The organism is Parendozoicomonas sp. Alg238-R29, assembly GCF_947331445.1.
Taxonomy (GTDB): domain Bacteria; phylum Pseudomonadota; class Gammaproteobacteria; order Pseudomonadales; family Endozoicomonadaceae; genus Sansalvadorimonas.
On sequence record NZ_CAMZOG010000037.1, the window covers coordinates 1 to 15,862 of the forward strand.

Annotated in this window: 13 protein-coding genes and 3 tRNA genes; 12 read left to right on the plus strand and 4 right to left on the minus strand. The window is 48.8% G+C overall.

Annotation, left to right across the window (positions count from 1 at the left end):
• Nucleotide 1 precedes the first annotated feature (1 nt).
• From QMA35_RS10925 to QMA35_RS10965, 9 genes are all read left to right on the plus strand, one after another.
• Nucleotides 2-77, plus strand: a tRNA-His gene (locus QMA35_RS10925).
• Between the two features lie 34 nt (nt 78-111).
• Nucleotides 112-187, plus strand: a tRNA-His gene (locus QMA35_RS10930).
• Nucleotides 188-227: 40 nt separating this feature from the next.
• A tRNA-Leu gene (locus tag QMA35_RS10935) sits at nt 228-312 on the plus strand.
• Nucleotides 313-496: 184 nt separating this feature from the next.
• Complete coding sequence (tig, locus tag QMA35_RS10940; RefSeq protein WP_281647187.1) at nt 497-1,852, plus strand: trigger factor; 1,356 nt, start codon at nt 497-499, stop codon at nt 1,850-1,852.
• A gap of 89 nt (nt 1,853-1,941) precedes the next feature.
• Nucleotides 1,942-2,589: an ATP-dependent Clp endopeptidase proteolytic subunit ClpP gene (gene clpP / locus QMA35_RS10945; RefSeq protein WP_281647188.1), complete on the plus strand. Its 648-nt coding sequence runs from the start codon at nt 1,942-1,944 to the stop codon at nt 2,587-2,589.
• A 302-nt stretch (nt 2,590-2,891) separates the two neighbouring features.
• Nucleotides 2,892-4,187: an ATP-dependent Clp protease ATP-binding subunit ClpX gene (gene clpX / locus QMA35_RS10950; RefSeq protein WP_281647189.1), complete on the plus strand. Its 1,296-nt coding sequence runs from the start codon at nt 2,892-2,894 to the stop codon at nt 4,185-4,187.
• A 302-nt stretch (nt 4,188-4,489) separates the two neighbouring features.
• A complete protein-coding gene (gene lon, locus QMA35_RS10955) occupies nt 4,490-6,904 on the plus strand; it encodes an endopeptidase La (protein WP_281647190.1) in 2,415 nt (804 codons plus the stop codon).
• A 263-nt stretch (nt 6,905-7,167) separates the two neighbouring features.
• Nucleotides 7,168-7,443 carry an HU family DNA-binding protein gene (locus QMA35_RS10960; protein WP_281647191.1) on the plus strand — a complete coding sequence of 92 codons (276 nt, stop codon included), beginning with the start codon at nt 7,168-7,170 and terminating at the stop codon, nt 7,441-7,443.
• Nucleotides 7,444-7,750: 307 nt separating this feature from the next.
• Nucleotides 7,751-9,667, plus strand: a complete 1,917-nt coding sequence (locus QMA35_RS10965; RefSeq protein WP_281647192.1) for a SurA N-terminal domain-containing protein — start codon at nt 7,751-7,753, stop codon at nt 9,665-9,667.
• A 56-nt stretch (nt 9,668-9,723) separates the two neighbouring features.
• On the opposite strand, the gene QMA35_RS10970 is transcribed toward QMA35_RS10965, so the two are convergent.
• Together QMA35_RS10970 and QMA35_RS10975 are read right to left on the minus strand one after the other, a co-directional pair.
• Complete coding sequence (locus tag QMA35_RS10970; RefSeq protein WP_281647193.1) at nt 9,724-9,879, minus strand: transposase domain-containing protein; 156 nt, start codon at nt 9,877-9,879, stop codon at nt 9,724-9,726.
• 203 nt (nt 9,880-10,082) lie between these two features.
• On the minus strand, nt 10,083-10,799 hold the full coding sequence (locus QMA35_RS10975) for a GntR family transcriptional regulator (protein WP_281647194.1): 717 nt from the start codon (nt 10,797-10,799) through the stop codon (nt 10,083-10,085).
• A 78-nt stretch (nt 10,800-10,877) separates the two neighbouring features.
• Between QMA35_RS10975 and QMA35_RS10980 the strand changes: the two genes are divergently transcribed.
• Nucleotides 10,878-11,990 (plus strand): alkane 1-monooxygenase, encoded by a 1,113-nt coding sequence (locus tag QMA35_RS10980; RefSeq protein ID WP_281647195.1) that lies wholly within the window; start codon nt 10,878-10,880, stop codon nt 11,988-11,990.
• Between the two features lie 63 nt (nt 11,991-12,053).
• On the opposite strand, the gene QMA35_RS10985 is transcribed toward QMA35_RS10980, so the two are convergent.
• A complete protein-coding gene (locus tag QMA35_RS10985; RefSeq protein WP_281647196.1) occupies nt 12,054-13,691 on the minus strand; it encodes a LysM peptidoglycan-binding domain-containing protein in 1,638 nt (545 codons plus the stop codon).
• Between the two features lie 39 nt (nt 13,692-13,730).
• On the minus strand, nt 13,731-14,588 hold the full coding sequence (gloB, locus tag QMA35_RS10990; protein ID WP_281647197.1) for a hydroxyacylglutathione hydrolase: 858 nt from the start codon (nt 14,586-14,588) through the stop codon (nt 13,731-13,733).
• Nucleotides 14,589-14,634: 46 nt separating this feature from the next.
• On the opposite strand from gloB, the gene QMA35_RS10995 reads away from it, so the two are divergent.
• Both QMA35_RS10995 and rnhA read left to right on the plus strand, forming a co-directional pair.
• On the plus strand, nt 14,635-15,417 hold the full coding sequence (locus QMA35_RS10995) for a methyltransferase domain-containing protein (RefSeq protein ID WP_281647198.1): 783 nt from the start codon (nt 14,635-14,637) through the stop codon (nt 15,415-15,417).
• Entirely contained in the window at nt 15,414-15,857 is a 444-nt protein-coding gene (gene rnhA / locus QMA35_RS11000) for a ribonuclease HI (RefSeq protein WP_281647199.1), read from the plus strand. Before QMA35_RS10995 ends, rnhA begins: the two co-directional genes overlap by 4 nt.
• Nucleotides 15,858-15,862: the final 5 nt, after the last annotated feature.

Consider the following 15,862-nt stretch of genomic DNA (forward strand, 5'->3'; position numbering starts at 1 on the left):
GGTGGACGTAGCTCAGTTGGTAGAGCTCAGGATTGTGACTCCTGCGGTCGAGGGTTCGATCCCCTTCGTCCACCCCATTCCCCTTTGGGCTGATCTTGTTTCTCTGTAGTGGTGGACGTAGCTCAGTTGGTAGAGCTCAGGATTGTGACTCCTGCGGTCGAGGGTTCGATCCCCTTCGTCCACCCCAATTTGATTAATTATTTGTTATCTGGATAATTGGTTGATGTGCGGATGTGGTGGAATTGGTAGACACGCTGGTTTTAGGTACCAGTGTCGAAAGACGTGAGAGTTCGAGTCTCTCCATCCGCACCATTAAATTAGAATTAAGGGGATAAGCATGCTTATCCCCTTTTTTCGTACGTGAGCGTCGTGCATATTTGCAGTCTGCTGAAAAGCACTTGTTCTGTGCGACCAAAGAATCTGATACCCTGTTGCACTTTTCTGAGCTTTCAACTGAAAAACGCTCGTAGCAACACTTGGTTTATGAGGATTAACCATGCAAGTCTCACTTGAAACGACTTCCGGCCTCGAGCGCCGTTTGACTATTACGGTACCTGCTGAAATCGTAGAAACTCAGGTGGATGCCCGCCTGAAGAAAATGAGTTCGCAGGTAAAGCTGGATGGTTTCCGTCCTGGCAAAGTACCGTTCAAAGTAGTTAAAAAGCGCTATGGTCAGAGTGCTCGCCAGGAAGTCCTGGGTGAGGTCATGCAGTCTTCCTATATGGAAGCCGTGATCAAGGAAGAACTGCATCCAGCAGGCGCTCCTAAAATTGAACCCAAGACTATTGAAGAAGGAAGCGATCTGGAATTTGTCGCTATTCTGGAAGTTTACCCTGAAATTGAACTGGGTGATTTCTCTAAGATCGCGGTTGAAAAGCCTGTAGCTGATGTAGCTGACGAAGATGTTTCCAAAATGCTGGAAACCCTGCGTGAGCAGAGCAAGTCTTTTGAAGATGCCGCTGAAGACGCTGTTGCTGAATTGGGTGACACTGTTGTTGTCGACTTCAAAGGCACTGTTGATGGCGAAGCTTTCGATGGTGGCGCTGCTGAAGGTCAGGAGCTGGAACTGGATTCCGGTCGCATGATCCCAGGCTTCGAAGACGGTATCGTTGGTATGAAGGCTGGTGAGCAGAAAGACGTAAGCGTAACCTTCCCGGAAGATTACCAGGCTGAAAACCTGAAAGGTAAAGAAGCGGTATTCGCTATCACTGTTAGCGCTGTTAAGAAGCCTGTTCTGCCAGAAATGGATGACGACTTCTTTGCCCGTTACGGTGTGAAGGAGGGTGGTCTGGATGGTTTCCGCACTGAAATCACCAAGAACATGAATCGTGAACTGACTCAGGCCGTTAAGAACAAGGTCAAGAATCAGGTTATGGATGGTCTGCTGGACGTTCACGCTGTTGACCTGCCAGCCGCTCTCGTTGATCAGGAAATTGATCGTCTGAAGGAGCAGGCTGTGCAGCGTTTCGCTGGTCAAGGTATGCAGGGTCTGGATGCCTCCGCATTACCAGGTGAAATGTTCAAGGCTGAAGCTGAGAAGCGCGTACGTCTTGGTCTGATTGTTGGCGAAATCGTTAAGGCGAAAGAGCTGAAGGCCGATGAAGATCGTGTTCGGGCTATGATTGAAGAGATTGCTTCTGCCTATCAAGAGCCTCAGCAGGTTATCGACTGGTACTATGGTAACGAACAGCAACTGAGTCAGGTTCAGTATGTTGTGCTCGAAGAGCAGGTGGTAGATACTATTCTTGAAGCTGCTCAGGTAACTGAAAAAGCCTGCGGCTACGAAGAAGCTATCAAGCCGGCCCCGGCCAAAACCGAAGAGGGTGCCGAAGAGGAAGAAGCTGAAGCCTGATTAAGGCGGAAGTTTCTCACTCCCCCGGCCCCTGAACGGAATGCCGCCATAAGGCGGCATTCCAGACTGACAAGGAGCCACCCAAGGATATGTCCAATTTTATCGATTACCGCGCTCCCGACATCAGTGCCAGCGGATTGGTGCCGATTGTTGTGGAACAAACTGCTCGCGGTGAGCGTTCTTACGACATCTACTCCCGATTACTCAAGGAACGGGTCATCTTCCTGGTTGGACAGGTTGAAGATCATATGGCCAACCTGATTGTTGCCCAGATGCTGTTTCTTGAAGCCGAAAATCCTGATAAGGATATTCACCTCTACATTAATTCTCCCGGTGGTTCGGTAACAGCTGGTATGGCGATTTACGATACCATGCAATTTATCAAGCCAAATGTTTGCACCTACTGTATTGGTCAGGCGGCCAGTATGGGGGCTCTGCTGCTGGCATCCGGAGAGAATGGCAAGCGTTTTTGTCTGCCCCATTCCCGGGTTATGATTCACCAGCCTCTGGGTGGATTTCAGGGGCAAGCCTCTGATATCGAAATTCATGCCCGTGAAATCCTTACCATCAAAGAAAAACTCAATAAGGTTCTGGCGCATCATACCGGCCAGCCTCTTGAAGTTGTTGAGCAGGATACTGACCGGGATAACTTTCTGTCTGCCGAAGATGCTATGAAGTATGGTTTGGTGGATAAGGTTATGGATCGCCGTGTTCAGGATGATGAGCCCGGTAAATAGGCTCTTTGATGCTTCCGAACCTGTGCGGCCATAGTATGTGACTGCGCGGGTTTTTCTGTATTTTGACGCAGTGTTTTGCCGTCATCTTGAGCTGGTTTTGTTACTGAATGGGTTTTGACCTTGAAAAATCAGTGCAAAACCCGCATCTTGTTTGTGAGTGGACAGGATGAGCACCGGATGTGCCCAACTCTCAATTGGAGAGTGTGATAAAAGGCAGTATTTCTATTAGTCTGTGTCTTTATTGACTGTTTCTCGAAAGTGTTTCTCAATTATATAGTCCCGTGATAACAGGGTATTAGCGAATGACCGACCAAACAAATGGAAAGGGCGAAGATGGCGGAAAGCTTCTTTACTGCTCCTTCTGCGGCAAGAGCCAGCATGAAGTGCGCAAGCTCATTGCTGGTCCCTCGGTCTTCATCTGTGACGAATGTGTTGATCTTTGTAACGATATTATTCGTGAAGAGGTTCAGGATAGTGTGCCTGAAGGTACTAGCGAAAAGCTGCCTGTGCCCCGGGAGATCAAGAATATTCTTGATGAATATGTCATTGGTCAGCAACGTGCCAAGAAAGTCCTTTCTGTGGCCGTTTATAACCATTACAAGCGACTGCAGGCCGGCGACAGCCGCAAAAAAGATGATGTAGAACTGGGCAAGAGTAACATTCTGCTGATTGGTCCAACGGGTTCCGGTAAAACCCTGCTGGCCGAGACGCTGGCCCGCCTGCTGAATGTTCCCTTCACCATGGCTGATGCAACCACCCTGACCGAAGCCGGTTATGTAGGTGAAGACGTTGAAAATATTATTCAAAAGCTTCTGCAAAAATGCGATTACGATGTAGAGAAAGCCCAGATGGGTATTGTTTACATTGATGAAATCGACAAAATTTCCCGCAAGGCTGATAACCCGTCTATCACCCGTGACGTATCCGGTGAGGGCGTACAGCAAGCGCTGCTGAAACTGATTGAAGGAACAGTGGCTTCTGTTCCTCCTCAGGGTGGGCGCAAGCATCCCCAGCAGGAATTCCTGCAGGTTGATACCTCTAGCATTCTGTTTATCTGTGGCGGTGCCTTTGCAGGCCTGGAAAAGGTTATCCGTGACCGGACTGAAAAGGGCGGCATCGGCTTCACTGCTGAAGTGAAGAGCAAGGACAATGGCAAGAGTGTTGGTGAAACCTTCAAGACGGTTGAGCCGGAAGATCTGGTGAAGTTTGGTCTGATTCCTGAGTTTGTTGGCCGTTTGCCGGTTATCGCAACTCTGGAAGAGCTTGATGCAGAAGCTCTGGTTCGCATTCTTACTGAGCCTAAGAATGCCTTGACCAAGCAGTACGGTCGCCTTCTGGAAATGGAAGACGTCGAGGTGGATTTCCGTCAGGACGCTTTGGAAGAAGTGGCTAAGCAGGCGATGGAGCGTAAGACCGGAGCCCGTGGGCTGAGGTCTATTCTGGAAAACGTACTGCTGGAGACCATGTATGATATTCCGTCTGATAAAACCATTACTAAGGTTGTGGTTGATGGCAGTGTTATCCGTGGAGATTCTGAACCTCTGCTAATGTATGAGAACAAGGAGCAGCCTCAGCAGCGCGCTTTGCCTGAGGAATAACACTTTTGTTCTTGGTGACAATAAAGGGCCGGGTTATTACCCGGCCTTTTGTTTTTCTGAACAGTTACCCATAACTGTTTATTTTAACTTTCCCCTCATTCTCATGCCTGTTATCGACACTGACTGCTTCGCAGGAACCTGCAGGGCAGGGAATAGTCTGAGGTTTGCCCCTGTTTGTCCTTGTATTTTATGACTTGAACCCTCATCTTAGAAGACAAGCTCTTCATGACAACAGGGTCATCAGAGCATCTCCGGTTGAAACGTTTTTTATAGCCGGAAAGTACAACAAGAGAGGGCTGTATATGGAACAACAAGATACTCGTCAGCGTGAAAGGGCTGAGCTGCCACTGTTACCGCTGAGAGACGTCGTCGTCTATCCTCACATGGTTATTCCCCTGTTTGTTGGGCGAGACAAATCCATCCAGGCTCTCGATGCTGCTATGGAAGCGGATCGTCGTATCTTCCTTGTTGCCCAGCGTAATGCCCAGGATGATGATCCGGGTTCTGATGATCTTTATGAGTTGGGCACAGTTGCCAACATTCTTCAGCTTTTAAAGCTGCCTGATGGAACCGTTAAGGTTCTGGTTGAGGGTGGCCAGCGCGGTGTTATGAAATCTATGGAGGTGCAGGAAAAATATTGCACTTCTGTTATCGATATTCTCGAAGAAGATGAAGTAGAAGAGCGCCGTGGTGAGGTTCTGACCCAGTCTCTCTATAGCCAGTTTGAGCAGTATGTCCAGCTCAGCAAAAAGGTTCCGGCAGAAGTTCTCAGCTCCCTTTCTGAAGTGAGTGAACCTGCCCGTCTGGCAGACAGTATTGCTTCTCATATGGTTCTTAATGTTGAAGAGAAGCAGAAGATTCTCGAAATTGTCGATCTGGTTGAGCGTCTTGAGTATCTGATCAACCTGATGGAAACAGAGATTGATCTGCTTCAGGTCGAGAAGCGCGTTCGTGGTCGCGTTAAGAAGCAGATGGAGCGTAGCCAGCGAGAGTACTACCTGAATGAGCAGATGAAAGCGATCCAGAAAGAACTGGGTACGCTGGAGGATGAGCTGGATGAACAGGAAGCTCTGAAAGAGTCCATTGAAAAGGCTGAGATGCCTAAAGAAGCTATGGATAAGGCCATGGCTGAGCTGAAGAAGCTTAAGCAAATGTCTCCAATGTCTGCGGAAGCAACCGTGGTGCGCGGTTACATTGATTGGATGATCAATGTGCCGTGGAAAAAGCGCAGCAAGGTTCGTCATGACCTGAAGCGCGCTGAGAAGATTCTTGATGAAGATCATTACGGCTTGGAGGAAGTTAAAGAGCGGATTCTTGAATACCTCGCCGTACAGCAGCGCGTTCGTAAGTTGAAGGGGCCAGTTCTCTGCTTGGTGGGGCCTCCGGGTGTTGGCAAAACCTCTCTGGGTGAATCTCTGGCCAGAGCAACCAATCGCAAATTTGTGCGTATGGCCTTGGGTGGGGTGCGTGATGAGGCCGAGGTTCGTGGCCATCGCAGAACCTATATTGGTTCTATGCCAGGAAAGCTGATCCAGAAAATGTCCAAGTCTGGCGTGAAGAACCCACTGTTCCTGCTGGATGAGATCGATAAGATGGGTGTGGATATGCGTGGTGATCCCGCATCGGCACTGCTTGAGGTTCTTGATCCTGAGCAAAATAGTGCTTTTAACGATCATTATCTGGAAGTTGATTACGACCTCTCTGATGTGATGTTTGTTTGCACCTCAAACTCCATGAATATTCCAGCACCTCTATTGGATCGTATGGAGGTGATTCGTATTCCTGGTTACACGGAAGATGAAAAGATTAATATCTCTCGTCGTTACCTTGTACCTAAGCAGCAAAAGCGTACCGGCTTGAAAAAAGGCGAATTGGATGTCAGCGATAATGCTGTTCGTGATCTTGTTCGTTACTATACGCGAGAATCTGGTGTTCGTGGGCTTGAGCGTGAGATCGCCAAGATCTGTCGCCGCGTTATTAAAGATAAAGCTCTGGGTCGTGAAGATGTTATCGACATGGTTGGGCCTGATGATCTGGAGCATTACTCCGGTGTGCGCAAGTTCAACTATGGTCTTGCTGAAGAGCAGGATCAGGTGGGTCAGGTGACAGGCTTGGCGTGGACATCTGTAGGGGGGGAATTGCTGACAATTGAGACTGTTTCCGTACCTGGTAAAGGTAGGGTGACGAAAACAGGCTCCCTCGGTGATGTGATGCAGGAATCTATTCAGGCGGCCATGACTGTTGTGCGTAGTCGGTCGCAAGTTCTGGGTATTCCTTCGAACTTCCACGAAAAGAATGATCTGCATATTCATGTTCCAGAAGGCGCAACACCTAAGGATGGCCCTAGTGCAGGTATTGCCATGTGTACAGCATTGGTTTCTGTGTTGACAGGTATTCCTGTAAGAGCTTCTGTGGCTATGACGGGTGAGATTACTCTTCGTGGTCAGGTGTTGGCGATTGGTGGGCTGAAAGAGAAGTTACTTGCCGCTCACCGTGGAGGTATTCGTACGGTTCTTATTCCTGATGAAAATGCCCGCGACCTGAAAGAAATTCCTGAGAATATTAAACAAGATCTGGATATTCGCCCGGTGAAATGGATTGATCAGGTTCTTGAGGTTGCCCTTCAGTATGTCCCTAAGCCATTGATTGACACAGAAACCGTGGTGAAGGAGGAAGAGGGCAAAGAGGTCAAGGAAGCAGGTATCAACACCCACTGATTAATCAGCTTAAATATTGAGGCGGTGCAAGAAAATTCCTGCGCCGACTCTTTATTTTAGCGGCCTTCTTGACAGTTAAGGAAATCAGTTGGTATAAAAAATACCTATAAACTTAGACATGCCTGGACGTTCTGCCCAACGGGTTTTACCGTAACTTTTCTGAGTTTACCGGTGTTCAGGGAGAGCGCTAGAATGTCTGCAGGGCAGATGTTCTACCGGGTTTCACATCACGAGAACGATGAGTATATCGAAAGGGGAAAAGAGTGAATAAATCAGAACTGGTCGATGCTATTGCGGCTTCTGCTGACATCCCAAAGGCCTCTGCTGGGCGCGCGCTGGATGCAGTGATCGATTCTATCACCGGAGCATTGACCGGCGGTGACGCTGTATCTTTGGTTGGGTTCGGTACTTTCGATGTGAAAGATCGCGCAGCTCGTACAGGTCGTAACCCTCAGACTGGTGCGCCTATTGAGATTGCTGCCTCTAAGGTGCCAAGTTTCAAGGCTGGCAAAGCTCTGAAAGAAGCTGTAAACGGTTAATCCCAGATTAGCCGTAGCGGTTTTCAAAGGCGTGCCTATAAGGTACGCCTTTCTTTTTTCTGGAATTAGGGGCAGTTGCGGTTTTATGTAGCACGAACATCAAATCGCAATAGCCCCTGATACTCGCTAGCAATGTTTCGGATGGCTTGCAGACCATAAAATATTGTTAATACTGCGGGTTGAGGCAGATTCTTGTTGTGGGGTCTGTTATGCTTTCGGACTTTATTTTGCTGTTCTCTGGGCAAGTTGTCAGAGGCAAATCTCTTGGCCCTATGGCCATAGTTTTTAGGACGTTGCAGGGGTCATTATGCTGCAGGACATGAGGGAGAAGGCGCAAGGCTGGGTCGCAAAAGTGATCGTGGCAGCTATAGCCTTTACATTCGCCGTATTTGGGCTGGAGAGTCTGAGGCCCAATACCAGCAATCCAGATATTGCTACGGTTGGTGATGAAACCATTACCCAGCAGCAACTGCTGGAAACAATGGATCAACAGCGCCGGATGCTGATTCAGCAGATGGGCCAGAACTTTGATCCGTCTATGTTAGATGATCGCCTTCTCCAGCAAAGTGCTCTGGAGTCCCTGGTGCAGCGCAGTGTTGTACGTGCAGAAGCAGCAGCTAACGATATGGCAATTTCTGATCAGATGATTGATCAGGTAATTCGTACAGCTCCTGAGTTTCAGGTTGATGGCAGCTATAACCCTGACCGTGTTCTTCAGTATGTGCGCAGCATGGGTATGAGTCTTGTGCAGTTCCGTGCCTTCCTCCGTGAAGAGATGATTGCTACCCAGTTGAGAGCTGGTATTGCCGCTTCTGAGTTTATGACAGCTTACGAACTGCAAAGCCTGAGCAACCTGCAGAACCAGACCCGTGATATTGCCTGGATGGTTCTTGATGCTGAACAGGCTCGTAAAGCCGTCGCAATTTCTGAAGACGCAATTCAAGCGCTGTATGAAGAGGGCTCTTCCCGTTTTATGCAGCCTGAGCAAGTCAGTATCGATTACATTGTCCTGAATAGAGACAAGCTGGCGGATAAGGTTGAAGTCAGTGACGAAGATATTCGCATTCGTTACGAGTCCCGTGTTGCAGAGCTTAAAAAGGCCGCGAATGAGCAAGTGTCTGCATCCATGATCCTTCTCGAGATTAATGATAAGCGTGACGAAGCGGCAGCATTAGCAGAGGCTAAAGATCTGCGTGCCAAAATGGACAACGGTGCTCAGTTTGCAGACCTGGCAAAAGAATTCTCTGATGACCCGGAGTCTGCTGCGAAAGGCGGTAGTCTGGGTGTTGTAGAGTCTGGTTTCTTTGGTGATGAGTTTGATGGCACCCTTGCAGCCCTTGAGAATGGGGAAGTTTCCCCGCCGGTTGTTGCAGAGTTTGGCGTGGTGATTATTCGTCGGGATACTGCTTCTGATGCACGAATCCCATCTCTTGACCAGATGCGTGCTTCCCTCGTTAAGGAGCTTCGCGAACAGGCTGTTGGCCCTGTCTTTGTTGAGAAGTCTCAACGGCTGGCTGATATCAGCTTTGAAGCGTCCGATCTCGCTCAGCCTGCAGAAACCCTGGGGTTGGAGATTATGCAAACCGGCTTGTTTGGTCGTGAAGGTGGCGAAGGTGTTACCGCTAATCAGGCTGTTGTGACAGCTGCCTTTAGTGAGGAGGTCCTTAATCTTGGTGCAAACAGTGATTTGATTGAAGTGGCCCCTGGTCAGGTAATGGTTGTCCGTGTTCGTGAGCATGTTAAGGCGGAGCGGAAAGTGCTGGCCGATGTTCGCGCAGAAATAGAGACCTTGTTGCGTGCCAAGCTCGGAGAAGAACAGCTGCAGGAGAAAGCCAGCAAGCTGGTTACTGAGTTGTCTGGTGGAGCTGAAGTAGTATCTGTCGCCAAGGCTAATCAGTTGACCTGGCAGCAGCAGGCAAAGTCTCTTCGTTTCAGTCGTGAAGTTCCTGCTCAGATTGTTGCTGAAGCCTTCCGTATGCCGCATCCAGTTGATAGTGGCTCAAGCTTCGCCTCAGCCAGTTTGCCCAATGGTGATATTGCTGTTATTCGTATGAGCAATGTTGTTCCCGGTACTGAAATTGTATCCGCCGAGCAGATGCGTATGATGGGTGCCAACCTTGCCGTGAGAAATGGTACTCAGCTGTACGATGAGTATGTTCGCAACTTGCGCGAGCGGGCTGATGTGAAGCTGAATGTTCAAACAGAAGACGGTGGTGAAGGCTAAAAGCTTTCACTTCTTTACTACCCTTGGGTATGCCCTCTTGCGCTTCTCTGGCAGTATCAATGGAAATGCCAGGTCAAGCTTGTCGCAAACACTGGAATAGAGCGATTGTGCATCAGGCCAATACCGATAACCAGCCATACTGCTTGTTCAGCAGGAAAGCGACGATTACGTACACTGCTCCGACCAGTTTGGGCAACAGCTTCTTGATCCACTCTTCCGGGATGTTTCGATAAAAGGCATCAAAGGATTCAGGGTGGGGAAACTCAGCTGCTATTTGCAGTTCTTTGGTGAACCCGGATACAAAGGAATCGGACTTGAAAATACTTCAAGTCCGATTGTCCTCATTCCTGCCTATGGCTGTAAGCCCTTAAACGAGTGGCATTACACTTTAACGTGGGGGGTATGCTGAAACCTCTTATCTCTGTTCTTGCTTTTCTAATGCCGAGATAACCAGCTGGCATTGATAGCTTCCATAATCATGAATGAGCTTTGGAAGTTGCTCGGTCTTTCGTTCCATAACCGCTTTCAGTAAGCCTGAGAAGAAAATCAAGCCCCGTTGCGTTTCCCAGGCATTATGTTTCATGGCTACGGTATAGGTTCTGTGCAGGGCGGGTTGCAGCTTGGTTAGAGTATCGCAGAGGTAAATATTGCCCGACAGGCTATAGGCCATACGCATCAGGGTGAACCCGGCATCAATAAAGGCCTGAGGCTGATGGTCTGGTAAAGATTTAATGGTTTCAATTTGCTTGAGAAGTGGGGCAAGGGTTGTATCTGTCCATTTCTGAGTCACCCGGCGAGTTAACAGAGCCAGCAAATGCACGTAGGTATCGTAGAGGTCTTCTACGCTCTCAGGAGTCAACCCAGTTACGAAAGCGCCACGGCGGGGAAGAATAGTGATCAGGTAACGAGCCTCGAGAAGAAGTAGCGCTTCTCTGACCGGCCCACGACTGACTTGAAGGTCATTAACAACACGGGCTTCCTGAATGCGCTCACCTGACTTAAGTTTTCCTTCGACAATTTGTGTAGAAAGATAATTGGCAATTTTCTCTGTCAGGCTTTCAGGAGCGGTGAAGCTCATAGTTGCTGATCCATCGTCGTTGATTTTGTCGCGAATCCTATCACAGGTCATCATTTTGTGTGTCGGGTTTGCAGATGGGATCCTATCATGTAGGATTGTCCTACAATTAATAAAAACAAGAAAGACAAATCCATGATTAATCGCCTCCCTCAGCAAACCGTAATCGTGTTGAAGAAGTTTGCGTATCTGATATTTCTGCTGCCGCCAGCATTGTTGTTGCTATCTGAGCAGATGTGGTTGGAATACGGATGGAAAAATCTGTTCGCTTTTCTCACGCCTGCTGTGGTGTTTGGCCTCATTCCCGTTGTTGACCAGCTTTTAGGGCAGGATCCTGTCAATCCGGATGAATCCGATGTTCCTTTGTTATCAGAGCAGAAGTATTACAGATGGCTCAATCTTCTTTGTGTCCCTGTTTATGCTGGGGCTTTAGTTTATGGCGGGCATATTTTTCTTACGGAAGAATTTTCGGTTTTGGGAAAGTTGGGGTGGCTGACTTCTGTTGGAACAGTCGGTGGCATTATTGCTATCAATGTAGGTCATGAGTTGATTCATAAAGATAACCTGTTAGAACAGAATGCAGGTGGTTTATTGCTCAGTATGGTGTTTTACGGTGGTTTTAAAATTGAGCATGTGCGTGGTCATCACGTGAATGTTTCAACGCCGGAAGATGCCTCATCATCACGATTTGGTCAGTCTCTGTATCGATTTCTACCCCATGCTTATCTGCATAATTTTATGAATGCCTGGAAGCTGGAAAAGAAACGTCTGGAGTCAAAAGGGTGGTCGTTTTACAGCTGGCATAATGAGTTGTTCTGGTGGTATGGATGCAGTGTTGCTATAGCAGTTCTGTTCTTTGTGTTTGCAGGCTGGATGGGTGTGCTGTTCTTTCTTGCGCAAAGCTTTTTTGCGTTTACTTTACTTGAAGTCATTAATTACATCGAACACTACGGATTGCATCGCCGTAAGCTGGAGAGTGGTCGCTATGAGCGGCCGAATATACACCATTCCTGGAACAGTAATTTCCTGCTGACCAACCTTTTCCTTTTTCAGTTGCAGAGACACTCCGATCATCATGCCTATCCTCGTCGTCGCTATCAGGTTTTAAGGCATCACGAAGAGAGTCCTCAGCTTCCCAGCGGTTATGCAACCATGGTCGTGCTTGCATTATTTCCGCCACTTTGGTTCAAGGTTATGAATCCTCGTGTCGAGGCTTACTATCAAGGTGAAGAGCACCACTTGGCCTAACTTACAGAGTGCAATAAAAAACGGGAAGTCATAGGCTTCCCGTTTTTTATGCTTTGCTTTTCATCAGCGAGTGACATCAACAAACAATGTCAGGTTGTCGCCAGGTTGCAGATATTTATCATCGAGAGTATTCCAGCTGCGAATATCTCTCACTTTGATGCCATAGCGGCTGGCAATCACTGAAAGGTTATCGCCATTGCGAACCTTATAAGTAACTTTTCGAACAACACCCTTTGAGCTTTGTTTCGTAGACGAAGTCCAGATTACAAGTTTCTGGCCAGCTCTCAGAGTGTCTTTAGGGGCCATGCTGTTCCAGGAAGCCAGTTTGGAAACAGTCACATCGTAGCTTCTGGCAATATCCCAGAAGCTGTCACCTCTTTTCACTACGTAGTCGACCTTGTTCCGACCTTTCACCGGACGACGGGATTTGGCCAGACGACGCTGTTCCGCTGTGAGGGTATAGTTATCGCTGTCCTTGGAGGGAACAGGGATTAATAGAGTTTTACCAGCGACAATACGGAAACCGGAAATCTGGTTAATCTCTCGAACAAGCTCAACGGATGTACCAAAACGCTTGGCAATGCGAATCAGGCTGTCGCCGGAGGTGATGGTATAGCGTTGCCATTTCAGGCGATGTTCCGGTGCAAGGTCAGCTAAAGCCTGTTTGAAGGTGTCAGCTTTCTCAACAGGAATAAGCAACCGGTGAGGGCCATCTGGATTCGTTGCCCAGCGGTTAAACGCAGGGTTTAACCGGTAGAGGTCATCCATTTCCATTTCAGCCAGGGCTGCAGCACGAGCCAGATCTATCTGCTGACCAATATCTACCTGTTCAAAGTAAGGTTTATTGGTAACGGAAGTGATTTTGAGGTTGTAGGCTTCTGGGTCACGAATGATTTTACCGATAGCCAAAAGCTTGGGTACATAAGCTGATGTTTCCCGTGGCAGTGAGAGGGACCAGAAATCTGTGGGTTTGCCTTTCTTTCTGTTGCGCTTCATGGAATTAGCAACGGTACCCCGGCCAGAGTTATAAGCGGCCAGTGCCAGCTCCCAGTCATCAAACTGTTCGTTGAGTTCTTCCAGATAGGTAAGGGCAGCGTTCGTTGCAGCAACAACATCTCTGCGGCCGTCATACCACCAGTTCTGATCCAGCCCATAATGGCGGCCGGTGGATGGAATAAACTGCCACAGCCCGGATGCACGGGCAAAGGAGTATGCGAAAGGATCAAAGGCGCTTTCTACAACAGGCAGCAGGGCGATTTCCATGGGAATGCCTCGACGCTGGGTTTCAGTGACGATGTAGTACAGGTACGGCTCAGCGCGGCTCATGACCCGGTTGAAATAACCCTGGTTGCGGCTGTACCAGCGCAGCTCTGCGCGAATGCGGGCATTATCCGCGTCAAGGTCCAGAGCCAAACCTTCACGAATAACCGTAACCAGATCTTCTGGTGGTTGTGGCGGGGTAATGTTTTTTTCGACTTCTGGTTCTACAGGTTTAACGGAAGCGGTTGCATCGCTGCTGGCCAGATCGTCAATGGATGACGTATCGGTGTTGTTGAGGTCAGCTTCTGTTCCCGTGTGAGTGGTCAGAGTCTGACAGCCACTGAGGACAACAGCCAGAGCCAAGGGTTTCAGCACTTTAAGAGGGTTGCAGGAAAGCAATCCTTGGGAGTCTGCGTCCTGATTGGGCGTCTTATCTTGCATTGGATTCCAAACGTTTTTCTTTACAGTGTACGACATCCTTCAAAAATTATCCTTCCATTGACGGATAATCATGAAGGTGTCTTCTGCAGATGTTATGGGGCGCCCACTGTGCAGGCACGCAGCCTGTTGCACGCTGTCGCAGGTCGCGCGAAGAAATGGGTTGGTATTCAGTTCATCTTTGAGGGAAGAGGGAACGGTTGGCTGATCTTGATATCTCAGGGTGTTAACTTCCGCGATGCGCTGATTAAGTAAACTATTTTCTGGTTCTACAATCTGAGCAAATTTCAAATTACTATGGGTGTATTCATGGGCGCAGTAAACCAGTGTTTCCGGAGGTAGGGCTGCCAGTTTTTCCAGAGAGTTCAGCATCTGCTTCGGCGTGCCTTCAAATAGTCGGCCGCAGCCGCCGGCGAAAAGGGTGTCGCCGCAAAACAATACGGGGTGGTTGGCCCAGTTGCCAAAATAACTGATGTGTCCGGAAGTGTGTCCGGGGGTCTCTATCACAGTGAGAGTTTCACCAGCTATGGTCAGTAGGTCGCCTTCTGAAAGCGGATGTGTAATGCCCTTGATATTTTCTGAGGCTGGACCATAAACCGGTAAAGGTTGCGATGCGGCAATGTTGTGGTTTTCTCTTGCAGCAAAACTTGCCAGCTGTTGAATTCCACCGGTATGGTCTGCATGATGATGGGTAATCAGTATACCGGCGAGTGTATAACCGGCCTTTTGGCAGGCGGTATTAACAACGCTGGCATCACCAGGGTCTACAACGTAACAGGTATGGCTTTCAGAATCAGCGAGCATCCAGATGTAATTGTCGTTGAATGCCGGCAGGCCATTGATAGAAAGCATAGTTAAGCCTGATTCGTTTATCTGGTGAATAATATAGAGGATAAACATGATCGTACTGGTTAACCGGTTTCATGCCAATAGTCATGGATACTGAATGTTTGCAAGAAAGAACAGCCCAGAGTATTGCTCGTTTGCTGAAGCCCTTCCCGCTGTAAGGGGTTGGTTTGCATCAGAGCGTGGTCAATTTCTTCTGGAGACCGAGCAGCGCTTGCTAGGTACATTGCTGCCGAGAATGTTCGGACACCATGCTTGTACCCTTGGTATACTTCCCGACGCGTCCCTGTTGGATGAAACCCAGATAGTGCACAAAACTTTTCTGACACCACTGAGTGAAGTGGCAGGGAAGGAAACGGTGCGTTTATCTGTGACCGAGTGGCCTATTCAGCCTCGTAGCATGAATGTTGTACTGCTGCATCATTCCCTTGAGTTTGCAGAGCGGCCACACCGGATGTTGCGGGAATCTTGCAGGGCGATAATGCCTGGTGGCCGTCTGGTGGTGGTGGGCTTTAATCCCTGCAGCTTATGGAATCCGGTACGTATGATGGGATTGGGTCATGATCGTGCGATTCGGCGGGCAAAGTTTTACCAGCCCAAACGTATTAAAGACTGGCTGACGCTGCTAAATTTTCGCACGTGTCATGTTCACTTTGGCGGTGGATTGTTTCCCTTAACCTGTCGTTTACCACCCACAAGACGATTGAAAGTGGAAGAGTTTATTGCAGATAGCCCTTTGGGTATGGGAAGTTTTTATGTTCTGGTGGCTGTGAAAGAACGCTCCGGGTTGATTCCCTATGACCGTCGTTGGCGCAGCTCTGGTAATCGTCTTTTTGGCAGTGCTGCCTGTACCGCTGGTAATTTAATGAAGGATGAGCGTTGAGTACGATTGTTGAGATTTTCACGGATGGTGCCTGTAGTGGTAATCCTGGTCCTGGTGGCTGGGGGGCGGTACTCAGGTTTGGTGACAAGGAAAAGCATATCTATGGTGGTGAAGCCGATACCACTAATAACCGCATGGAGCTCATGGCGGCGATAGAAGGTCTGGCGCTGTTAAACCGCTCCTGCAAGGTAAAACTCACCACGGATTCCCAGTATGTCCGCAAAGGCATCACCGAGTGGCTTGCTGGCTGGAAACGCAAGAATTGGATGACTGCCAGTAAAAAACCGGTGAAAAACGTAGATCTCTGGAAACGCCTGGAAGAAGAGTCTGCTAAGCATGAGGTCGACTGGCACTGGGTCAAGGGTCATAGTGGCCATCCGGATAATGAAATGGCTGATGAGCTGGCCCGTCGCGGTGCTCAGGAAGCAGCAGGTCGATAGGCGAG

Coding starts and splice junctions, on each gene's coding strand:
- tig (WP_281647187.1), top strand. CDS start 497: ATGCAAGTCTCACTTGAAACGACTTCCGGCCTCGAGCGCCGTTTGACT.
- clpP (WP_281647188.1), top strand. CDS start 1,942: ATGTCCAATTTTATCGATTACCGCGCTCCCGACATCAGTGCCAGCGGA.
- clpX (WP_281647189.1), top strand. CDS start 2,892: ATGACCGACCAAACAAATGGAAAGGGCGAAGATGGCGGAAAGCTTCTT.
- lon (WP_281647190.1), top strand. CDS start 4,490: ATGGAACAACAAGATACTCGTCAGCGTGAAAGGGCTGAGCTGCCACTG.
- QMA35_RS10965 (WP_281647192.1), top strand. CDS start 7,751: ATGCTGCAGGACATGAGGGAGAAGGCGCAAGGCTGGGTCGCAAAAGTG.
- QMA35_RS10975 (WP_281647194.1), bottom strand. CDS start 10,799: ATGATGACCTGTGATAGGATTCGCGACAAAATCAACGACGATGGATCA.
- QMA35_RS10980 (WP_281647195.1), top strand. CDS start 10,878: ATGATTAATCGCCTCCCTCAGCAAACCGTAATCGTGTTGAAGAAGTTT.
- QMA35_RS10985 (WP_281647196.1), bottom strand. CDS start 13,691: ATGCAAGATAAGACGCCCAATCAGGACGCAGACTCCCAAGGATTGCTT.
- gloB (WP_281647197.1), bottom strand. CDS start 14,588: ATGTTTATCCTCTATATTATTCACCAGATAAACGAATCAGGCTTAACT.
- QMA35_RS10995 (WP_281647198.1), top strand. CDS start 14,635: ATGTTTGCAAGAAAGAACAGCCCAGAGTATTGCTCGTTTGCTGAAGCC.